Below are 19,254 nucleotides of genomic sequence, written 5' to 3' on the forward strand. Positions count from 1 at the left end.
AGCCTCGATGCTGGCATGCAGAAGAAATTTGCCGAACAGGCCCAGACCATCACCGAGCTGACCAGCAAGCTGGACGCCACAGCCAAGGCGCTGGCAGACATCACCACCCAACTGGAAGGCCAGGAAGATTTCAGCCACAAGCGCCAGCCCGCCACCGGCGCCCAAGGCACCACCATCGAAACCGACTGCTAAGGACCCCATTCATGCGTAACGAAACCCGCCAGAAGTTCAACGAGTTCACCGGCAAGGTGGCAAAGCTCAACGCCATCACCAGCGCCATGGTGCAGTTCAACGTGCAGCCCAGCGTCCAACAGACCCTGGAAACCAAGATGCAGGAGTCGGTCGCCTTCCTCTCCATGATCAACATGGTGCCGGTAGATGAACTCAAGGGGCAAAAAGTCGGCATCGGCATCAGCAGCACCATCGCGGGCCGTACCAATACCGATAACAAGGACCGTCAGCCCAACAACCCCGCCGCCCTGTATGACCACAACTACGAGTGCGCCCAAACCAACTACGACACCATGATCGGCTACGCCCAGCTCGATTCGTGGGCCAAGTTCCCTGACTTCCAGACCCGGATCCGCGACGCCATCATCACCCGGCAGGGGCTGGACCGGATCATGATCGGCTGGCACGGCACCAGCGCGGCGCCCGACACCGATCGCAATGCCAACCCCTTGCTGCAAGACGTCAACATCGGCTGGCTACAGCACATCCGCACCGATGCCCCGGCCCAGGTCATGAGCGAAGGCACCGATGGAAGCGGCAAGATCTACGTGGATGCCGCCGACGGCGACTACAAGAACCTCGACGCGCTGGTGTTCGACGCCGTCAACGAGCTGATCAAGCCCTGGTTCCAGGACGACACCGAACTGGTGGTCATCTGCGGCCGCAAACTGCTGTCCGACAAGTATTTCCCCATCATCAACGACGCGGGCGACAACCAGAACAAATTGGCCGGGCAGGTACTTGTGAGCCAGAAGCAAATTGGCGGCCTCAAGGCCGTGCGCGTCCCCTTCTTCCCCGACAATGCCCTGCTGATCACCAAGCTCAGTAACCTCTCCATCTACTGGCAAGACGGTGCCCGCCGTCGCCACATCGAGGAAGAACCCAAGCGCAACCGCATCGTCAACTACGAAAGCTCCAACGACGCCTACGTGGTGGAGGATTACGACTGTGTCGCCCTGGTCGAAAACATCGTCATGGGGCCGAACCCGGCCCCCGGCGCATAAGGGGGTGACATGACTCCCGCTCGTCGCCACCGGGAAAAAGCACTGGCCGCCCTGCAAGGGGCGGCCTCTCCCCAATTCGACCAGGTACGCGCCAACGCCTACGAGCTGCAGCTGATGCAGCTGGCCGAACACCGCCGCACCCTCAAAGGCATCCAAAGCATCGAGCGCAAGATCGACGCCAAACGCCCCATGCTGGCCGTCTACCGACCTTGGATTGATGGCGTACTAGCCGCCGACCGGGGCGGTCAGGATGACGTCCTGGTGACCGTCATGCTCTGGCACCTCGACACCGGCGATCTCGAGGGAGCCCTCCCCATGGCGGACTACGTGATCCGCCACGGCCTCAGCACCCCCGATCGCTACGAGCGCACCGCCGCCACCATGATCGCCGAAGAGGTGGCCGACACCGCTATCAAGCAGCAAGAAGCCGGCGCGGGCCCCTCCCTGCACCTGCTCAATAGCTACCAGGCCCTGTTGGCCGACTCCGACATCTTCGACCAGGTGCGCGCCAAGCTGCACAAGGCGCTGGGCCGTGCCTGCCTCGCCGATGGGCTCAAGCAGCAGGCCGCTGAGCACTACCGGCGCGCCATAGAACTACACGACAAGGTGGGCATCAAGAAAGAGCTCGAAGTGCTCGAGCGTGCCCTGAAAAACGAACAGCAGCCCGACGCCAAAGGCGGCGGTAGCTAACCGAGCGAACCCCGCACCCTGGGCGGCTCGGGCCTGACGAATGCCAACGGCATACCAGACGGCCCGACCACCGCCCAACAAGCGGAGAAGGAACAACATGACCACCGGATTCATTGCCAATGCACCAACGTCGCCAGCCGAAGGGGAGATAACCTCCAGCCCCTTCTGGCCGGCGATCTCGCTGACTGACCTGCGCGAGACCGTCCGGCTGGATGGCACCGTCACCACCGCGCGCCTCACCCATACCGTGATCGACGCCATCACCAGCGTCAACCGAGATCTGGCCGAATGGCGCAGCGCCCGCCAGGCAGAAGGCCACGCCACCCTGACCGCCGTGCCGGGCGAACTCATCAACAACGAATCGGCGCACCTTCACAGCTACCGGCGCGCCGTCTATGCCATGACCCGCGCCAACCTGCTGGAACGCTACACCGACTACAGCGCCACCGGTGACGGCGTCAAAGGGGCCGATGCCAAGGTCATGAGCTCTGACGACCTCTACCGCGACGCTCGTTTTGCCATCCGCGATGTCCTCGGCACCACCCACAACACCGTGGAGCTGATCTGATGCAACTGCGCAGCCAACAGGGCGACACCCTCGATCTCATCCTGTTTCGGCATTACGGCTACACCGCAGGCATCACCGAGCAGGTGCTCGAACTCAACCCCGGTTTGGCCGAGCTCGGCCCCATCCTCCCGACCGGAACCCTCATCACAATGCCAGCGGCCCCGACTCAGGCCGAGCAGCCGCTGATCCAGCTATGGGACTGACCATGAGCCGCCTCGACGACGAACTCGAACGACTGGCCGACATCAGCGAGCAGCAGCTCGCTGCCCGTATCCACGCCGCCCGTATCAGTGGCACCGGCCCGCACTATTGCATCGACTGCGAAAACCCCATCCCGCAGGCGCGCCGTGAAGCTATCCGGGGCTGCGAACGCTGCGCAGAGTGCCAGACCATCCACGAATTCCAAACCGCTCGCCACTACGGCAGCAAACGATAAAAACAGGAGAGCACGATGCCAGAACCGATCTCATCCAGTGCAGCAACCAGCACCCTCACCGGTCTGGCGCTGCTGTCCCTCTTCCCGGGCGTTGATCCCGGCGTCCTGCTAGGTGCATTCGCCGGGGCGCTGGTGTTCATCGCCACCACCGCCGAGCTTGGCAACCTGCGCAAGGTGGGCCTGTTCGTTGCCGCCTTCGTGGCGGGCGCGCTGGCGGCGCCGCTGGTTGCCGCCATGCTGGCCAGCGTGCTGCCGCTCAATGTCGAAGTCCCCAGGGCTGTCGGCGCAATGCTGGCCTCGGCACTGGCCGTCCACCTGCTGCAGTGGGTCCTGCGCAAAACGCCAGAAGACCTGCTCAAACTCCGCAAAGGGGGCTGACATGCTGACCATCCTCTACGCCATGATCTGCGCCGCGATCGCCATGCGCATCGCCACCTTCAACCGCAACGGGGGTGACTATCGCCCCCTGCCGGCCCTGCTGGCATGGGTCATCACCGTCGCCGCCGGGTCTGTGCCGCTGCGCGTCCTGCTCGGTGTCATGCCCGCGCCCGATCCAGCCGCTGTGCTGCTGGCCGCCGTGCTGCTCACCGCCCTGATCGGCTCTCGCGGATCCGTCATGCGCCTGCTGCCACGCCGCCGCCAGCAGGCGACCACCGCCAGCCACCTGAACGGGAGGTTTCAACCATGAGCCTGAAAAAGGGGGATACCGGCACCGCCGTCGCCGATCTGCAGCGTCGCCTGACCAATGCCGGCTATCCGGTCGAGCCTGACGGCTGGTTTGGCGCTGACACCGAGCGCGCCCTGCTCGCCTTTCAGCAGGACTACATGATCGCCGCCATCGGCCAGGCAGGCCCCCGCACCATGACCGCCCTGCTCGGCAGCGAACGCGGTAACCAGCTGACCATCAACCACATGCAGAGCGGGGCTGACATGCTGGGCCTGCCGCTCGCCACCATGGCCACCGTTGCCCAGGTCGAGAGCATCGGCGAAGGCTTCACCAATGCCATGCGCCCAGTGGTGCTGTTCGAGCGCCATGTGTTCTACAAGCAGCTCACCAAGCACCAGGGCAAAGCCGTCGCCGACCAGATGGCCGCCAATTACCCCAATCTGGTCAACCCCAAACGCGGCGGCTATGCGGGCGGGGCGGCAGAGTGGGAGCGGCTGCAACTGGCCATCAGCCTGCATCGAGATGCCGCCATCGAGTCAGCCAGCTGGGGCATGTTTCAGGTCATGGGTTACCACTGGCAGGCCCTGGGCTTTGCCTCCGCCAGCGACTGGCAGGAGGCTATGCAACGCAGCGAGGTCGAACACCTCACCACCCTGTGCCGCTTCATCCAGCAAGACCCAGCCATGCACAAGGCCCTGCTGGGGCGTAAATGGGCCGACTTCGCCCGCCGCTACAACGGCCCGGCGTTCAAGGAAAACGACTACGACACCAAGTTGGCCAAGGCATATGACCACTTTGCCAAGGTTTATCCGGTGCAGGAGGTGGCAGATGCCTCGGCCTAAGTGCGGTCACTTGTCAGGGAAAACCTGCATCAAGCTGGATGCGAAGTGTCTGGAATTACGTTGGCTTGGTGGCTGCGTGGTCTGCCCGTTCAGGGGATGTAGCCAGAATCAGCCGCAACTCACACCTCCACCGAGGAAACCGTAATGGCATTACTGCGCTCCCCCCTCACCTGGTTGTTGCTGGCCCTGGCCATCGCCTTGGGCGGCTGGGGCTGGGCGGCCACCTCGGCGGCGGCCGCCAAGGGTAAGGTCACTACCCTACAACGTGACCTCAAGGCTGCCGACGACAAGGCCAACGAAGCCGAGCGGCGGGAAAAGCTCAAAGACGGGACCATCAGCACCCTCAACAGTGAGCTGGACATCCAGGCAACCGCTGCCGCACAGCTGCAGCGCCAGCTTGGCGATCTGACCATCACGGCCGCCACCCGGGCCGACACCATCAAGAGGCTCAAACGTGAAAATGCCGAGCTCCAAGCCTGGGCTGATAGCCCTCTGCCTAACCCTGTTATCCGGCTGCTCCAGCGCCCCGCCCTCACCGGCGCCGCAGATTATCAGGCTCACCTGTCAAAGCCTGACACCCTGCCAGCTGCCACCGGCCAGCCCGGCCAATAACGGCGATCTGCTCGACCAACTGACCCAGACCGAGGCCGCTTGGGCCAGCTGCGCCGCTCAGGTCAATATTCTCATCACCTGCCAACAACGGCAGAAGCAACAAGGGAGTGAAGATGGAAAAGCCAAAACAGATCCGTGAGGTGCTGCAGCAATGCGTCCCGCTACTGCGCCAGAACCCGGATCACATGATGATATTCGTCGACAAGGGCAAGCTGGTTGCCACCGGCGCCGCCAGCCTGTCGTTTGAATACCAGTACGAACTGACCATCATCGTGGCCGACTTTGCTCAGAACGTGAACACTGTCATGGTGCCACTGTTGGCATGGATCAGGCAGAACCAGCCGGAACTGATGATGAACAACGACAAGCGTGAAAACGCCATGCGGTTCGAAGTAGAGATCCAGAACAACGAAACCTGCGACATCGAAATCAAACTGACGCTGACCGAACGGGTCAAGGTCTGGAAGGATGAGCAGGGCATGCACTACGAACACCTGCCAGAGCCGCCAGAAGACCCCTACGACGGCATCACCTGGGAACTGGCTATCAGCGGAGAATAATTACCATGGCCGCCGATCTCGACCGACTGACCCACTTTGCCGCTAGGGTAGAATTGATCCGGGCCAACCTGTCACAGCAGGAGCTGGCCCGCTTTGCCGATCAGATGGCAAAAGAGATGCGCGAGAGCAACGCCCAGCGCATCAAGGCCAACGTCACCACGGAAGGTGACCAGATGGATCCGCGCAAGCCGCAACATGGCAACCGCGAAATCAAATTCATCTACACCACCAGTGACAACGAAGTCCGCCACCTGAAAAGCTGGCGCGGTACCCGCAGCTACATCATCGGATTTGACATCATGCGGGGCGGGATCCGCACCTTCAAACGCTCCCGTATCAAACGCTTCATCAAGGTCGATGCCAGCAAGGCTGACACCATCAACAAGAGCAAGATTAAGCGCAAAATGTTCTCCCGCCTGATCAAGTCAAAATGGCTCAAGGCCAAGGGCTACAGCGATCGCGCCGAGGTCTACTTTGCCAGCACCGCCGAAAAGGTGGCCCATATCCATCACTACGGCCTGAAAGACAAAGGCAGCAAGGGACAAGATATCCAGTACCCGGAACGGCCCCTGTTGGGCATGGATGCCAAAGACATCGACAAGGTCGAAGACCTGTTGCTCGTTCAACTCACCAAAGGCCTATAACCACCAATGCCATTGTGAAACAGCATTACACAATGGCGCCTGCTCGCCTTCTCGGCCATTGCCCAAAACAATGGCCCCATGCAACCGACCCTGACCGAGCTCCAACGCCTGATCGACAACCTGATCCGCATCGGTACTGTAACCGAAGTGCGATCCAAGGCATGTCGCGTCAAAACCGGCGACATCATCACCAACTGGCGGCCCTACACCACAGGAAGGGCCGGGGCTAACCGTACCCGTCACCGCCTGAGCATCGGTGAACAGGTCATCTTGTTGTCAGTCAGTGGCGATCTGCGCAATGCGTACGTCATCGCCTCCCTCAATGCCACCGCCGCAGACGAGCCACTGGCTGACGATGACAACCCAAATCTCGATCGCACCGAATACAGCGATGGCGCCGTCATCGAATACAACCCGCAAACCGGCGAGCTCAATGCCACCGGCATCATGGCGGCCAGGATCAAGGCCAGCGTCAGCGTGACGTTCGACTCCCCCAAAGTAATCTGCACCAACCTGCTGCAGGCCAAGCGCGTGATCAGCGAAACAGCCAAAGTCGGCGCAGTCGAGGTCACTACCCACGGCCATGAAAAGGTACAACCAGGCAGTGGTCAGTCAGGGGGGCCGGTATGAACTGGTTTGGCATGAATGCCGCCACTGGCCGCGCCATCAGCGCCACCGACCACATCATCCAGTCGGTGCGCGACATCCTGATCACCCCGGTGGGTTCCCGGGTCATGCGCCGCGACTACGGCAGCGAGCTGTTCTACCTCATCGACCAGCCCCAGCATCAGGCCACCCGCCTGCGTCTGATGGCTGCCACCGTGCAGGCCCTCATCAACTGGGAACCCCGCATCACCATCACCCGGGTCGATGTGCTAGGCGGCGGCATGAATGGCGCCCTCACCGTCGAGCTCACCTGGCAGCGCAAAGATGGCGGCGCGCCGGAGTCTGCCTCAATCACCATCCCAACCGGAGCCGCCCAGTGAGCACCATCACCCTCTCCCAACTACCCCAGCCCGATGTGATTGAGTTGCTGGATTACGAAGCCATCCTGGCCGAGCGCAAGGCGTATCTCATCAGCCTCTACCCGGCAGACCAGCAAGCCACCATCGCCGCGACCCTGGCGCTCGAGTCCGAGCCCATCACCAAGCTGCTGCAAGAGAATGCCTACCGGGAGCTGATCCTGCGTCAACGCATCAACGATGCGGCAGTGGCCAACATGCTGGCGTGGGCCAAGGGGAGCGACCTCGACAACCTGGTGGCCAACTGGAATGTGCAGCGCCTCATCATCCAACCGGGTGACCCCACCGCCAGCCCGCCGGTACCGGAAATCCAAGAAGATGACGAAGCCCTGACCCTGCGAGCTCTGATGGCGTGGGATGGCCTCAGCGTAGCGGGTCCGACTGGCGCCTATGAGTATTTTGCCCTCTCGGCAGACGGCAAGGTGGCTGACGCCAAAGGATCCAGCCCTGCGCCAGCAGAAGCACTGGTCACCATCCTCAGCACTGAGGGGGACGGCACTGCCGACGCGGCGCTGATCGCCAAGGTCACCCAAGCCCTGAGCCATGAAGACAAGCGGCCGGTAGCCGACCGGCTCACAGTGCAGAGCGCCGGCATCATCCACTACACCATCACCGCCATGCTGCACATCAGCAGCCAGGGGGCAGAGGGTGACGTGATCCTGCAGGCTGCCCGCGACAAGCTCGCCACCTTCATCAACCCACGCCGCCGCATCGGGATCGAAGTGCCCCGCTCTGCCATTGATGCCGCCCTGCACGTGCAGGGGGTGAGCAAGGTTGACCTGATCGGCTGGGCGGACATCACCCCTAGCGCCACCCAAGCCGCCTACTGCACCGGCTTCACGGTTGAGCGAGCCCTATGAATACCATGCTGCCACCCAGCACCAGCCTCACCGAACGCAACCTGGCCACGGCGGGCGTAACCGCCCAGCAGTTGCCGATCCCGTTTCGCACACTCTGGTCCCCCTGGACTTGCCCAGCCCACCTGCTGCCCTATCTGGCTGCCAGTTGGAGTGTCGATCGCTGGGATGACAAATGGTCAGAAGCCACCAAGCGCCAGGTCATCGCCAACAGCTACTTTGTGCATAGCCGCAAAGGTACCATCGGTGCCATTCGTCGGGTGGTGGAACCCCTCGGCTTTCTGATCAAGGTGCTGGAGTGGTGGCAAGAAACCCCACAAGCAACGCCAGGCACTTTCAAGCTCGACATCGGCGTACTCGACACCGGTATCACCGAAGCCATGTATCAGGAGCTGGAGCGGCTGATTGCCGACGCCAAGCCCATGACCCGCCAGCTGACCGGCCTTGCCATCAGCATGGAAACCCGTGGCCAGCTCTATCTGGGGGCCGCCTGCTACCTGGGGGACGAGCTAACCATCTACCCCTACAGCCCCGAATCCATCGAAATCCACGGCCAGCAGTGGCACGGCGGCATTCTGCACAGCATCGACACCATGACCATTCACCCGCAACCGACAGGAGGTGCTGCTTGAGCGCCATCTATTTCGCCATCCCCACCCATGCGGGGCAGGCCAAAATTGCCAACGCCATCGCGCTGGGTATCCCGCTGAAAATCACCCACATGGCAGTGGGCGACGGTAACGGCCAGCCGGTCACCCCCAACCCAGCACAGCTCTCACTGGTTCGGGAGCAACGCCGCGCCCCGCTCAACACCTTGTTTCAAGACCCGCTCAACCCGGCGCAACTGGTCGCGGAACAGATCATCCCTGAGACCGTTGGCGGGTGGTGGATCCGTGAAGTGGGTCTGTTCGATGACAGTGGCACCCTGATCGCCATTGCCAACAGCCCGGACACCTACAAGCCTCAGCTGTCGGAAGGTTCAGGCCGCACCCAGACCATCCGCATGGTGCTGATCGTCAGCGACACCAGCGCGGTAGAGCTCAAGATTGACCCGTCCGTGGTGCTGGCCACCCGCAAATATGTCGATGATGTGATGGCGGCCCACAAACTGAGCCGTGACCACCCTGCTGGAACCAAAGCCGAGAAGGGCATGTTGCGATTAGCCACAACGGAAGAGGCTGTGGCTGGAGTAAAAGATGATGTTGCCGTGGCACCAAAACAGATGCGAGAAGCAATGGAGGCGCTGTTCGACATAATTTGCCCGATTGGACAGCTCATCTACTACGACGGACCAACCGTGCCGAATGAGCGATTCATCGTCTACAAAGCCCAGTCGTTTGACCCCGCTCGTTACCCAAAACTGGCAAAAAAGTGGCCTACAGGGCGTTTGCCTGCGGACTTGCGAAGCGAATTTATCCGGGGGGCTGACGAGGGGCGCGGCATTGTGGCCGGTTTGTTTCCTATGATGAGCAAACCAGATCAGCTTCGCTCACACTCTCACTTGGTACGAAAGGGCTATGACAGAACAAACCCAGGTGGCGGTAACTACATACAGAAAGACGAGGAATGCCTCATTTTCGGCAAGGGGTTTTCATCAGCAACCCCTGATTATGACCACTCAGCTGGCAACGGATTTCATAGTGATGTCACTCCCACCGGTGGGTCGGAGACAAACCCACGTTACGTTGGTGCACTCATCCTCTGCCGCTGCGAATAGGTGATTTATGACAATCGAGTTTGATAAAAACGGATATGCGCTATCGTCTGGTTATATGTCCGTTCACCGCAGTGATCCTGAGACAAAGCGCTGGCTCGGGGCACACAATGAGTTTATGAGCGTTGGCACTGGACTTGCACCAAACAGCTATTTGGACGGCCCGAAAGGTGACTCAGGTGATAGCTATGCCTGGTGCCGAGATAGCGACGATGCAGATTGGTGCAGAGTGGAAGACCATTGCGGTAAAACCGCCTATGGCAAGGCAACTCGAGCCAAGATGGAAATCACCGAGCTTGGCCCGATACCTGACACTCACACACTGTTGGCGCCGATATCCCCATTTGACAGCTGGAATGAACAAGCTCAAATATGGGAACCTGACTCGACAGCAGAGCAACAAGCTAAGCTGAAAGCAGCCAAGACTGAACAATCAACACGACTTGCTAATGCCAACCAGCAAATAGCCATCCTCAAACCCGCTGTCGATGGCGGCTACGCCAAGCCGGAGCACAAGCAATTATTGGCCGACTGGCAGCGCTGCCGCTACGAGCTGACGCTGGTGCCGGAGCAACTCGGCTGGCCAGCGGAGCCGCAGTGGCCCGCCGAACCGGAGAAGGTCATCTAACCAACCACCCCGCCCCGTGCGGGGTGTTTCGTTACTGCCGCCGTCAGTCACCTTGTCACCGCCGGGCCATTGTGTAACGCCAATACACAATGGTGGCCGCTCGCCTGCCATCCCCGCCCCCTGCATCCTGACCCTGCTCACATCACCTTGCAAAAGCTCCGTCCGGACAACAGGAGAACCTATGGCACTGGACCAATTTCACCACGGCGTGCGCGTCGTGGAAATCAACGAGGGCACCCGCACCATCCGCACCGTCGCCACGGCGGTGATCGGCATTGTCTGTACCAGCGAAGACGCGGACGCCACCTACTTTCCCCTCGACAAACCCGTGCTGATCGCCAACCTGCCGGTTGCCATCGCCAAAGCGGGCAGCGAGGGCAACCTCAAGAAGTCGCTGCAAACCATCTATGACACCGTCAACACCATCGTCATTGCCGTGCGCGTGGCCAAGGGGGCCGACGCCGCCGCCCTGACCAGCAATATCATCGGCACCATCAAGCCGGATGGCAGCTACACCGGCCTCAAAGCGCTGGAACGAGCCGCCCCAATGACCGGCGTCAAGCCGCGTATCCTCAGCGTGCCGGACAACTGCACCCTGCCGGTATCCACAGCTCTGGGCGGTGTGGCCAAGAAGCTGCGCGCCTTCGCCTACGTGCCGACCATCGCCGACACCATCGAAGCCGCCCTGGCCTTCCGCGAAAACTTCTCCAGCCGTGAGCTGATGCTGATCCATGGTGACTGGACGGCGTGGGATGTTGCCACCAATGCCAGCGTAAAACTCGATGCCTGCCTCAAGGCAGCCGCCATGCGGGCGCTCATCGACAAGGAGATCGGCTGGCACAAGACCCTGTCGAACGTCGGCGTGACCGGGGTGGACGGCATGACCAAGGCCCTGTTCTGGGATCTGCAAGACCCCGACACCGAGGTCGGCCTGCTCAACGCCAACGAGATCACCGCCCAGATCCGGGCCGATGGCTTCCGCTACTGGGGCAACCGCACCTGCTCCGATAACCCGCTGTTCGCCTTCGAGAACTACACCCGCACCGCCCAGATCCTGGCCGACACCATGGCCGAGGCGCACATGTGGGCCAACGACAAGCCCATGACCCCCACCCTGGTGAAAGACATCATCGAGGGTATCAAGGCCAAGGGTCGCGAACTGGTAACCGGCGGATACCTGCTCGGCTTTGACTGCTGGTACAACGAGGAGCTCAACGACAAAGACACCCTCAAGGCTGGCAAGCTGCGCATCGATTACAACTACACCCCGGTGCCACCGCTTGAAGACCTCGGCTTCCAGCAGCGCATCACCGACCACTACCTGATCGACTTCGGCGCCCGCGTCGCGGCCGCAGCATAAGGAGCCACCATGGCACTGCCTAAAAAACTCAAGCACCTGAACGTGTTTCTCGATGGCGGCAACTGGCTCGGCGTCGCCGAAGACTTCACCCCGCCCAAATTGAGCCAGAAATTCGAAGCCTACCGTGGCGGCGGCATGATAGGCGCCGCCAACATCCACATGGGGCTGGAAGATGGCGCCCTCGACACCTCCTTCACCTTCGGCGGCCTTGAGGCCGATCTGGTCAAGCGTATGGGAACGCCGAAGATTGACGGGGTCTCCCTCCGCTTTGCCGGCTCAGTCCAGCGCGACGACACCAGTGAGGTGGTTGCTGTCGAAATCGTCCAGCGCGGCCGCTTCAAAGAGCTCGACCGGGGCACCCTCAAGAGTGGCGACAACTCCCAGAGCAAAGTCAGCATGGTCAACACCTACTACAAAGAGACCATGAACGGCCTCGACCTGGTCGAAATCGACCTGCTCAACATGGTCTGGATAGTCGATGGCGTCGACCTGATGGCCGAGCACCGCAAAGCCATCGGCCTCTAACCCACCCAACAACCCAATGGGTGGCGAACCGCCGCCCTCACCACATCAACGTCAGGAACAAACACCATGGAAAACAAGACCGTTACCCTCGACCAAGCCATCCAGCGCGGCGACACCACCATCACCGAGATCCAGCTGCGCAAGCCCAAGGCGGGCGAAATGCGCGGCCTCAATATGACCGATGTAGTGCAGATGGACGTCAACGCCCTCACCAAACTGCTGCCCCGCATCACCACTCCCATCTTGACCGAAGCCGAGATTGGCAACCTGGACCCTGCTGACCTGATGCAGCTGGGCAGCGAGGTAAGCGCTTTTTTGGTACCGAAGAAAATGGCCTACCTCATTGCGTAGACGAGGTGATGGCCGATCTGGCCATCATCGCCCACTGGCCGCCGTCCGAGATGGCGGTCATGGGAATCAGCGAGCTGATGGGCTGGCACCAAAACCTCGTTGAGACTCACAACCGCATCAACGGGGCAACAGAACAATGAACCCTCTCAAACTTCAAATCCTGCTCGGGGCGGTCGACAAGCTCACCGCCCCACTCAAGGCAGCCAGCGGCCAGAGCCGTATCACCGCCAAAGACCTGGTCGAAACGAAAAAGCGCATCAAGGAGCTGGAAGCCCAGAGCAGCCAGATTGATGGCTATCGCACCCTCGGCCAGCAAATCGGTGCAACCCGCGCCCAGCTAACCGCTGCCCAGCGCGAAGCCCAGCAGATGGCCCAGCAGTTCGCCAAGGTCGAACAACCAACCAAGGCCATGACCCGCGCCATGGAGCAAGCCAAGCAGAAAGTACGCGACCTCTCCCAACAAGAGAGGGAAATGGTCGCCCGTCACAGCAGCCTGAAACGGGCCATGGGCGAGGCAGGCATCAACACCAAACAGCTGGGCCAGCACCAGCGCCAGCTCAAGAGCGATCTGGCCGCAGCCAACAGCCAGCTCGACCAGCAGCGGGCCAAGCTGGGCCAGCTGGCCGACCAGCAAAAGCGCCTTAACCAGATCAAAGCCAACTACGACAAAACCATGTCGATGCGCAGTTCTATGGCGGGCTATGGCGCTGCCAGTATGGCCACCGGGGCCGCCGCCATCTACAAGGGGACCAATATTGCAGGCAAGGCGATGGGCTTTGATGTCGATATGTCCAAGGTGCAGGCGATCACCCGGCTGGACAAAGGAAGCGGCGAACTGGCCGCCCTGCGGGCCCAGGCACGAGAACTCGGCGCCAATACCGCCTTTACTGCGGGTGAAGCGGCGCAGGGCCAGGGCTTTCTGGCCATGGCAGGTTTCACCCCCAAGGCGATCCGTGACGCCATGCCAGGGGTGCTCGATATCGCCAAAGCGGGCGGCGTCGAGATTGCCGCCGCTGCCGATATCGGATCCAACATCCTGACCGGCTTCAAGCTGCCGGCCAACCAGATGAACCGCTTGGGGGATGTGATGGTCGGCACCTTCACCCGAGCCAACGTCGACTTGCAGATGCTGGGTGAAACCATGAAATACGTGGGGCCGGTGGCGGCAGGGCTCGGGGTCGACCTTGAAACCGCCTCCGCCATGGCAGGCAAGCTGGGGGATGCGGGTATTCAGGGCAGCATGGGCGGTACCGCGATCCGCGCCATTCTCGGCCGCTTGGCCTCCCCGCCCAAGGCGGCGCACGATGCGCTGGCCGCCCTCAACGTCAAGACCGCCGATGCGGCGGGCAACCTGCGCTCGTTGCCGGATATCCTGGACGAGCTCTACAAGAAAACCAACAAGATGGGGGACGCCACCCGCTCGGGCTACTTCAAGGCCATCGCGGGCGAAGAGGCATTTGCCGCCCTGACCGTGCTGACCGAACAGGCAGGTTCCGGCAAACTGCAGGAGCTGATCGCCACGTTGAAGCAAACTCAGGGGGAAGCGGGCAAGGTCGCCAAAGTGATGGCCGATAACGCCATCGGCGATCTGGACAACCTCACCTCTGCCTGGGATGACGTAGGAATCCAGATGATGGAGACCGAGAACGGCCCACTGCGCGGCATTATCCAGCGCGTCACCGAGATCATTCAGGTCACTGGCGACTGGATGCGGGCCAACCCAGAGCTGACCTCTACCCTGACCCGTATCGCGGCGGTCACCGCCGTAGCGGCTGCCGCTGGCGGGTCACTGCTGCTGATTGTGGCGGGTCTGCTGGGGCCGCTGGCCGCCATCAAAATGGGGCTTTCAACCCTGCTGGTTTATAGCGGCCCGCTGCTGACCTTCATCAAGGCGCTGACCATGGGCATGGTCAGGCTCGGGATTGCCATGCTCACCACCCCGCTCGGCTGGTTCATCATGGGGATTGCGGCAATCGCTGCCGGGGCCTTCCTGCTCTACAAAAATTGGGATGGGGTCACCAAGTGGTTCAGCGAACTCTGGGCACAGTGCAAGGCCCCTGCTCTCGCCTTCTGGGATCTGTTAAAGGAGCTCTTCTCATGGACCCCCATCGGCATGCTGATCATGCACTGGAACGAGATCTGGGCCTTCTTCGATACCCTGCCAGCAGGGGCCGCCAACAAGGGTAAGGCTATCATCGACGGCCTGATTGGTGGCATCAGTGCCAAGTGGGAGAGCTTGAAGAACAAGATCAAGGCCCTCACCGACCTGCTGCCGGACTGGATGAAGGGGGGCGGCTCGGTCACCGCCAATGTCAATCCGTCAGGCTACCTCACCGGTAACTACAACCCCCCGGCCACGGCGGGCGGGTCGGGCTATGGCCCGCGCATCGTCACCCCGGTGCGACCAGTGGCCAGAGGCAACAGCACCACCCAGATCCAAGCCCCGATCTATATCACCCAGCAGCCGGGACAGTCAGCCACCGATGTGGCGCAAGAGGTGCGCCGCGAACTGGACCGACGCGAACGCCAGGCGGCCGCAAGTGGCCGTGCTTCCCTGACCGACCGCAACTAAGGAGCAACCACCATGATGATGACCCTGGGCTGGTTCGTGTTTATGCGCTCGACTGTGGCCCCCCAATCCCAACAAGACGAAAAATCATGGCGCCACCCGGGCAATAACCGGATCGGCGCCCGCCCCTCATATCAGTACCTCGGGCCTGATGACGAGCTCAGCACCCTAAGCGGTGTGCTCTATCCAGAGCTCACCGGTGGGCCAGTCTCCCTCGACATGCTCAATAGCATGGGCGACAGCGGCCAAGCCTTCCCCCTGATCCAGGGCGATGGCGTGATGCGCGGTTCGTTCGTGATAGAGGGGATCAGTACCACCCGCAGCGAGTTCTTTCAGGATGGCAGCGCCCGAAAAATCGAGTTCAGCATCAAGCTCAAGCGTGTCGATGACAACGACAACTCCCTCGGCAATACCTTGTTCGGTCGCACCGCGGGCAACCTGCTCGGTCGATTGGGCGTTGGCAAGCTGCTGAACACGGTGGGCGGCAAACTCGGGGGGCTGCTCTGATGGGGGCATTCGACCAGTTCGGTACCCGCTTGGCTGAAAACCTTGGTATCACCAGCCAGCTGGATGCCCTGCGCCAGCAGCATCCGGCGCCTGCCTATCAGGTGCGGGTCGATGGTTCTGACATCTCGGGAACCCTGCGCCAGCGCCTGATGCACATGACCATTACCGATAACCGGGGCTTTTCTGCCGATACCATCGAGATCGCCCTCGATGACAGCGACGGCAAGCTGGCCATGCCGCGCCGTGGGGCCACCCTGCAAGCCAGCATCGGCTGGCAAGGCGGCTCACTGGTCGATAAAGGCACCTTCAACATTGACGAGGTGGAACACGGCGGCGCCCCGGATGTACTCACCATCCGGGGCAAGTCGGCTGATCTACGCGGGGGCATGAACAAACTGCGCGAGCGCAGCTGGCACCAGACCACCGTCAGCAGCATTGTCGAGCAGGTGGCCGCCAACTACCAGCTCACCCCCTGCGTGGGTGACTCGCTCAAGGGGCAACTGATCGACCACATCGACCAGGCCAACGAAAGTGATCTGGCCTTTCTCACCCGCCTGGCGGGCCAGTGCGATGCCATCGCCACCGTCAAATCTGGCCGCCTGATGTTCATCAAGGCAGGCCAGGGCACCACCGCCAGCGGCCAGCCGCTGCCGGCCATCACCATCACCCGCCAAGATGGCGATCAGCACCGTTTCTCAGTGGCAGACCGCGACGCCTACACCGGCGTGACGGCCTACTGGCAAGACAACAAGGCCGCAGAGAAAAAGAAAGTCGAGGTGAAGCGCAAGAGAAAGACCAAGCCGAAAACAGAACGGCCAGTGCCACCAGGCGTCGTGGTCAACAAGAAAGAGAACGAGCTGCTGGTCGGCAGCAGCGAGAACGTCAAGGAGCTGCGCCACGTCTACGCCAACCAGGCCAACGCCATGCGGGCGGCCAGGGCAGAGTGGGAACGGATCCAGCGCGGGGTTGCCGAGTTTGACATCACCCTGGCCAAGGGCCGGCCAGAGCTCTACCCGGAACAACCAACCACGGTCAGGGGCTTCAAACCACAAATCGACGAGGCCGACTGGCTACTTACCCAGGTGGTACACGACCTCACCGATCAGGGCTACACCAACCGCCTGCAACTCGAAGTGAAACTGGAAGAACTACCGGAGTGACAACCGGATGCGAAAAAGGCCCCACAATGTGGGGCCTTCCTCATTCTGACTGACAACGCACCGAGACATGGCCAGGGAAAGGCGCCGCATGAAGTGCGCCATCAGGCAGAGCGGCATCATACAAGAGGGTGCTATCAGCACCAAAAACAAGAGAGTGGCTTATCCGGCTTAAATTTCTGCCGCCATTTTGCCGCCACTTGGGACCAGAAAAACTTAAGGCCACCCGCTTGGGTGGCCTTAAGTCATTGAATTCTAAATGGTGCCCGGGGTCGGACTCGAACCGACACGTCTTGCAACGGCGGATTTTGAATCCGCTGCGTCTACCGATTTCGCCACCCGGGCAACTGCGAGGGATTATACGAATGGCGTTTTGGCATGCAAGGTGTTTTTCTCTCGCCCACTGTTGTTTGCTCATTTATTCAACGCCTTGCCGACGCTTGGCCAGTTACATAGAATGCCCCCATCGTATTAATGGAATAAACACCATGGCCAAGCGCAAGACAGTTCCCCCTCTCCAGCCTCCCCCCCAGCACAAGTACCCCTCGGCCGGCTTGCTGCGCCGCCTCGGCGCCCTGCTCTATGACTATCTGGTGGTCATCTCCCTGCTCATCATCGCGGGCTTCATCGGCATGGGGGTGGCACACCTGTTGCTGGCCACCGGCATGGCGACCGTGCCCGAGGGCAAGGATGCGTCCTGGCTGCTCACCAGCCCGCTCTACAGCGCCTGGCTGGCCCTGGTGATCTGCGGCTTCTACACCTGGTTCTGGACCCGCGCCGGCCAGACCATCGGCATGCGCGCCTGGCGCCTGCGCATCCAGAACGTGGATGGCAGCAACATCCGCATCACCCAGGCCCTGATCCGGCTCGGCACAGCTGCCTTCGGGCTCGGCAACCTGTTGTGCGTCTTCAACCGCGAGCGGCCCCGCGCCTTCCAGGACATCTGGGCAGAGTGCGAGGTGGTGGTACTCGGCAAGCAGGACAACCTGGATCAGCTGAACAAATAAGGCAGCCGGTTTAAAGAGCCGAGGCGGCAAGCAGTCCATGCACATACAGAAAAAAAGGGCCCATCGGGCCCTTTTTCTCGTCTGAGGCGCCAGCGCCACTTGTCGCAACGCCCAATAAAAAAAGGACCCGTCGGATCCTTTCGATTTCCATTCAGTGCTCGCCGCTTGCGGGGCAGGATGAGGGGAGGCATCGCCCCCGCCTCATATCGCTACTGCTTGCGGCTCAGGATATAGAAGGAGATACCGCCAAACAGCAGGCTGGGGGCGATGGCCGCCAGGATAGGCGGCACCGCATAGACCAGGCTCACCGGGCCGAACACCCGATCGCTCACATAGACGGCAAAGCCGGTCATGATCCCCATCAGCATCCGCGCCCCCATGCTCACCGAGCGCAGGGGCCCGAAGATGAAGGAGGAAGCGAGCAGTATCATGGCCACCACGGAGAGCGGCGACAGCAGCTTGCGCCACATCTCCAGCTTGTAGCGGCCGGCATCCTGCTTGTTCGCATCCAGATAGCCGATGTAGTCCCTCAGCCCGGAGATGGGCAGGTTTTCCGGATCCACGCTGACCACCCCGAGCTGCTTGGGAGTCAGTTCAGAGCTCCACTCCATCTGGGCGTGCTGCTCGTCCTGGATCTGTTTGGGATCGTCGAAGCGGGTGATGTGCACCCCCTTGAGCAGCCAGTGATGCTGCTCGAACACCCCCTCCTGCGCCTGGATCACGTCGATGAGGTTGCGGGACGGGGTGAACCGGTACAGGGTGATGCCGGTCAGGGCACCGTCGTTGCGCACCCCGTTGATGTTGACGAAGTTGTTGCCATCCCGGGCCCAGACCCCGTAGGCCGAGACCGTCAGCCGGCCTTCGGACATGGCGCCCGCCTTGATATCATCCGCCATCCGCTTGGCGACGGGGGCCACATACTCCCCCATCAGCCCCACCAGCAGCATCAGGGGGATCGCCGTCTTGAGGGCCGCCATGACGATGCTGATCTTGGAGCGGCCCGCCGCCTGCATCACCACCAGTTCCGAGGTGGTCGCCAGCTGGCCGAGGCCGATGAGGCCGCCGAGCAGGGCCGCCAGCGGGAAGAAGAGCACCGCCTCTTTCGGCATGGAGAGCACCACGAAATAGAGGGCGTTGATCATGTCATAGTTGCCCTCCCCGACCGCCTTGAGCTGCTCCACATACTTGATGAGCGCCGCCAGCCCGACCAGGGTCAGCTCGCACAGCAGGATCGACATGAAGATGACCCGGCCGATGTATCTATCGAGAATGCCAAACATCAGCAGTAATTCCTATGTTGCAG

Annotated in this window: 27 protein-coding genes, 1 tRNA gene and 1 pseudogene; 27 read left to right on the forward strand and 2 right to left on the reverse strand. The window is 61.5% G+C overall.

Features of this window, described 5'->3' with window-relative positions; all coding sequences use genetic code 11:
* The 26 genes and pseudogenes from ACRCYW_RS18670 to ACRCYW_RS18795 all read left to right on the forward strand — a co-directional run.
* A pseudogene (locus ACRCYW_RS18670) lies at nucleotides 1-192 on the forward strand (GPO family capsid scaffolding protein); the annotation flags it as partial.
* A gap of 11 nt (nucleotides 193-203) precedes the next feature.
* Nucleotides 204-1,235, forward strand: a complete 1,032-nt coding sequence (locus ACRCYW_RS18675; protein ID WP_438551511.1) for a phage major capsid protein, P2 family — start codon at nucleotides 204-206, stop codon at nucleotides 1,233-1,235.
* A gap of 9 nt (nucleotides 1,236-1,244) precedes the next feature.
* Nucleotides 1,245-1,925: a phage terminase small subunit gene (gene gpM / locus ACRCYW_RS18680; protein ID WP_438551512.1), complete on the forward strand. Its 681-nt coding sequence runs from the start codon at nucleotides 1,245-1,247 to the stop codon at nucleotides 1,923-1,925.
* A 97-nt stretch (nucleotides 1,926-2,022) separates the two neighbouring features.
* The gene (locus ACRCYW_RS18685; RefSeq protein ID WP_438551513.1) at nucleotides 2,023-2,493 is read left to right on the forward strand and encodes a head completion/stabilization protein; all 471 of its coding nucleotides are present in this window, start codon (nucleotides 2,023-2,025) and stop codon (nucleotides 2,491-2,493) included.
* Nucleotides 2,493-2,696 carry a tail protein X gene (locus ACRCYW_RS18690; protein ID WP_017765313.1) on the forward strand — a complete coding sequence of 68 codons (204 nt, stop codon included), beginning with the start codon at nucleotides 2,493-2,495 and terminating at the stop codon, nucleotides 2,694-2,696. Before ACRCYW_RS18685 ends, ACRCYW_RS18690 begins: the two co-directional genes overlap by 1 nt.
* 2 nt (nucleotides 2,697-2,698) lie before the next feature.
* Nucleotides 2,699-2,929: a TraR/DksA C4-type zinc finger protein gene (locus ACRCYW_RS18695; protein WP_025327453.1), complete on the forward strand. Its 231-nt coding sequence runs from the start codon at nucleotides 2,699-2,701 to the stop codon at nucleotides 2,927-2,929.
* A 15-nt stretch (nucleotides 2,930-2,944) separates the two neighbouring features.
* Nucleotides 2,945-3,307 carry a putative holin gene (locus ACRCYW_RS18700; RefSeq protein ID WP_438551514.1) on the forward strand — a complete coding sequence of 121 codons (363 nt, stop codon included), beginning with the start codon at nucleotides 2,945-2,947 and terminating at the stop codon, nucleotides 3,305-3,307.
* A 1-nt stretch (nucleotide 3,308) separates the two neighbouring features.
* On the forward strand, nucleotides 3,309-3,617 hold the full coding sequence (locus ACRCYW_RS18705; RefSeq protein WP_438551515.1) for a phage holin family protein: 309 nt from the start codon (nucleotides 3,309-3,311) through the stop codon (nucleotides 3,615-3,617).
* The gene (locus ACRCYW_RS18710; RefSeq protein WP_438551516.1) at nucleotides 3,614-4,438 is read left to right on the forward strand and encodes an N-acetylmuramidase domain-containing protein; all 825 of its coding nucleotides are present in this window, start codon (nucleotides 3,614-3,616) and stop codon (nucleotides 4,436-4,438) included. Before ACRCYW_RS18705 ends, ACRCYW_RS18710 begins: the two co-directional genes overlap by 4 nt.
* A 144-nt stretch (nucleotides 4,439-4,582) precedes the next feature.
* Nucleotides 4,583-5,050, forward strand: coding sequence for an Rz-like lysis system protein LysB (gene lysB / locus ACRCYW_RS18715; RefSeq protein ID WP_438551517.1), 468 nt, complete (start codon nucleotides 4,583-4,585; stop codon nucleotides 5,048-5,050).
* Nucleotides 4,941-5,189, forward strand: a complete 249-nt coding sequence (lysC, locus tag ACRCYW_RS18720; RefSeq protein ID WP_438551767.1) for an Rz1-like lysis system protein LysC — start codon at nucleotides 4,941-4,943, stop codon at nucleotides 5,187-5,189. Before lysB ends, lysC begins: the two co-directional genes overlap by 110 nt.
* Complete coding sequence (locus ACRCYW_RS18725) at nucleotides 5,164-5,610, forward strand: phage tail protein (RefSeq protein WP_438551518.1); 447 nt, start codon at nucleotides 5,164-5,166, stop codon at nucleotides 5,608-5,610. The genes lysC and ACRCYW_RS18725 overlap by 26 nt, the downstream gene beginning before the upstream one ends.
* Before the next feature lie 5 nt (nucleotides 5,611-5,615).
* Nucleotides 5,616-6,254, forward strand: coding sequence for a phage virion morphogenesis protein (locus ACRCYW_RS18730; RefSeq protein ID WP_438551519.1), 639 nt, complete (start codon nucleotides 5,616-5,618; stop codon nucleotides 6,252-6,254).
* 78 nt (nucleotides 6,255-6,332) lie between these two features.
* Nucleotides 6,333-6,884 carry a phage baseplate assembly protein V gene (locus ACRCYW_RS18735; RefSeq protein ID WP_438551520.1) on the forward strand — a complete coding sequence of 184 codons (552 nt, stop codon included), beginning with the start codon at nucleotides 6,333-6,335 and terminating at the stop codon, nucleotides 6,882-6,884.
* Nucleotides 6,881-7,240: a GPW/gp25 family protein gene (locus ACRCYW_RS18740; RefSeq protein ID WP_438551521.1), complete on the forward strand. Its 360-nt coding sequence runs from the start codon at nucleotides 6,881-6,883 to the stop codon at nucleotides 7,238-7,240. The genes ACRCYW_RS18735 and ACRCYW_RS18740 overlap by 4 nt, the downstream gene beginning before the upstream one ends.
* On the forward strand, nucleotides 7,237-8,136 hold the full coding sequence (locus ACRCYW_RS18745; RefSeq protein WP_438551522.1) for a baseplate J/gp47 family protein: 900 nt from the start codon (nucleotides 7,237-7,239) through the stop codon (nucleotides 8,134-8,136). Before ACRCYW_RS18740 ends, ACRCYW_RS18745 begins: the two co-directional genes overlap by 4 nt.
* On the forward strand, nucleotides 8,133-8,765 hold the full coding sequence (locus ACRCYW_RS18750) for a phage tail protein I (RefSeq protein ID WP_438551523.1): 633 nt from the start codon (nucleotides 8,133-8,135) through the stop codon (nucleotides 8,763-8,765). Before ACRCYW_RS18745 ends, ACRCYW_RS18750 begins: the two co-directional genes overlap by 4 nt.
* A complete protein-coding gene (locus ACRCYW_RS18755) occupies nucleotides 8,762-9,850 on the forward strand; it encodes a phage tail protein (RefSeq protein ID WP_438551524.1) in 1,089 nt (362 codons plus the stop codon). Before ACRCYW_RS18750 ends, ACRCYW_RS18755 begins: the two co-directional genes overlap by 4 nt.
* A gap of 7 nt (nucleotides 9,851-9,857) precedes the next feature.
* On the forward strand, nucleotides 9,858-10,475 hold the full coding sequence (locus ACRCYW_RS18760; RefSeq protein ID WP_438551525.1) for a tail fiber assembly protein: 618 nt from the start codon (nucleotides 9,858-9,860) through the stop codon (nucleotides 10,473-10,475).
* 181 nt (nucleotides 10,476-10,656) lie between these two features.
* Nucleotides 10,657-11,835, forward strand: coding sequence for a phage tail sheath protein (locus tag ACRCYW_RS18765; protein WP_438551526.1), 1,179 nt, complete (start codon nucleotides 10,657-10,659; stop codon nucleotides 11,833-11,835).
* 9 nt (nucleotides 11,836-11,844) lie between these two features.
* A complete protein-coding gene (locus tag ACRCYW_RS18770) occupies nucleotides 11,845-12,360 on the forward strand; it encodes a phage major tail tube protein (protein ID WP_438551527.1) in 516 nt (171 codons plus the stop codon).
* Nucleotides 12,361-12,426: 66 nt separating this feature from the next.
* The gene (locus ACRCYW_RS18775) at nucleotides 12,427-12,711 is read left to right on the forward strand and encodes a phage tail assembly protein (protein ID WP_438551528.1); all 285 of its coding nucleotides are present in this window, start codon (nucleotides 12,427-12,429) and stop codon (nucleotides 12,709-12,711) included.
* Between the two features lie 8 nt (nucleotides 12,712-12,719).
* Nucleotides 12,720-12,851, forward strand: a complete 132-nt coding sequence (locus ACRCYW_RS18780; protein WP_438551529.1) for a GpE family phage tail protein — start codon at nucleotides 12,720-12,722, stop codon at nucleotides 12,849-12,851.
* Nucleotides 12,848-15,283 (forward strand): phage tail tape measure protein, encoded by a 2,436-nt coding sequence (locus tag ACRCYW_RS18785; protein ID WP_438551530.1) that lies wholly within the window; start codon nucleotides 12,848-12,850, stop codon nucleotides 15,281-15,283. Before ACRCYW_RS18780 ends, ACRCYW_RS18785 begins: the two co-directional genes overlap by 4 nt.
* Before the next feature lie 12 nt (nucleotides 15,284-15,295).
* Nucleotides 15,296-15,787 carry a phage tail protein gene (locus ACRCYW_RS18790; RefSeq protein ID WP_438551531.1) on the forward strand — a complete coding sequence of 164 codons (492 nt, stop codon included), beginning with the start codon at nucleotides 15,296-15,298 and terminating at the stop codon, nucleotides 15,785-15,787.
* The gene (locus ACRCYW_RS18795) at nucleotides 15,787-16,947 is read left to right on the forward strand and encodes a phage late control D family protein (RefSeq protein ID WP_438551532.1); all 1,161 of its coding nucleotides are present in this window, start codon (nucleotides 15,787-15,789) and stop codon (nucleotides 16,945-16,947) included. Before ACRCYW_RS18790 ends, ACRCYW_RS18795 begins: the two co-directional genes overlap by 1 nt.
* 257 nt (nucleotides 16,948-17,204) lie before the next feature.
* On the opposite strand, the gene ACRCYW_RS18800 is transcribed toward ACRCYW_RS18795, so the two are convergent.
* A tRNA-Leu gene (locus ACRCYW_RS18800) sits at nucleotides 17,205-17,289 on the reverse strand.
* Between the two features lie 143 nt (nucleotides 17,290-17,432).
* Between ACRCYW_RS18800 and ACRCYW_RS18805 the strand changes: the two genes are divergently transcribed.
* A complete protein-coding gene (locus ACRCYW_RS18805; protein WP_438551533.1) occupies nucleotides 17,433-17,951 on the forward strand; it encodes an RDD family protein in 519 nt (172 codons plus the stop codon).
* 209 nt (nucleotides 17,952-18,160) lie between these two features.
* Here ACRCYW_RS18805 and lptG read toward each other — a convergent pair whose 3' ends face one another.
* The gene (gene lptG, locus ACRCYW_RS18810; protein WP_438551534.1) at nucleotides 18,161-19,231 is read right to left on the reverse strand and encodes an LPS export ABC transporter permease LptG; all 1,071 of its coding nucleotides are present in this window, start codon (nucleotides 19,229-19,231) and stop codon (nucleotides 18,161-18,163) included.
* Nucleotides 19,232-19,254 lie beyond the last annotated feature (23 nt).

It is taken from the genome of Aeromonas sp. (genome assembly GCF_051657805.1).
Classification (GTDB): domain Bacteria; phylum Pseudomonadota; class Gammaproteobacteria; order Enterobacterales; family Aeromonadaceae; genus Aeromonas.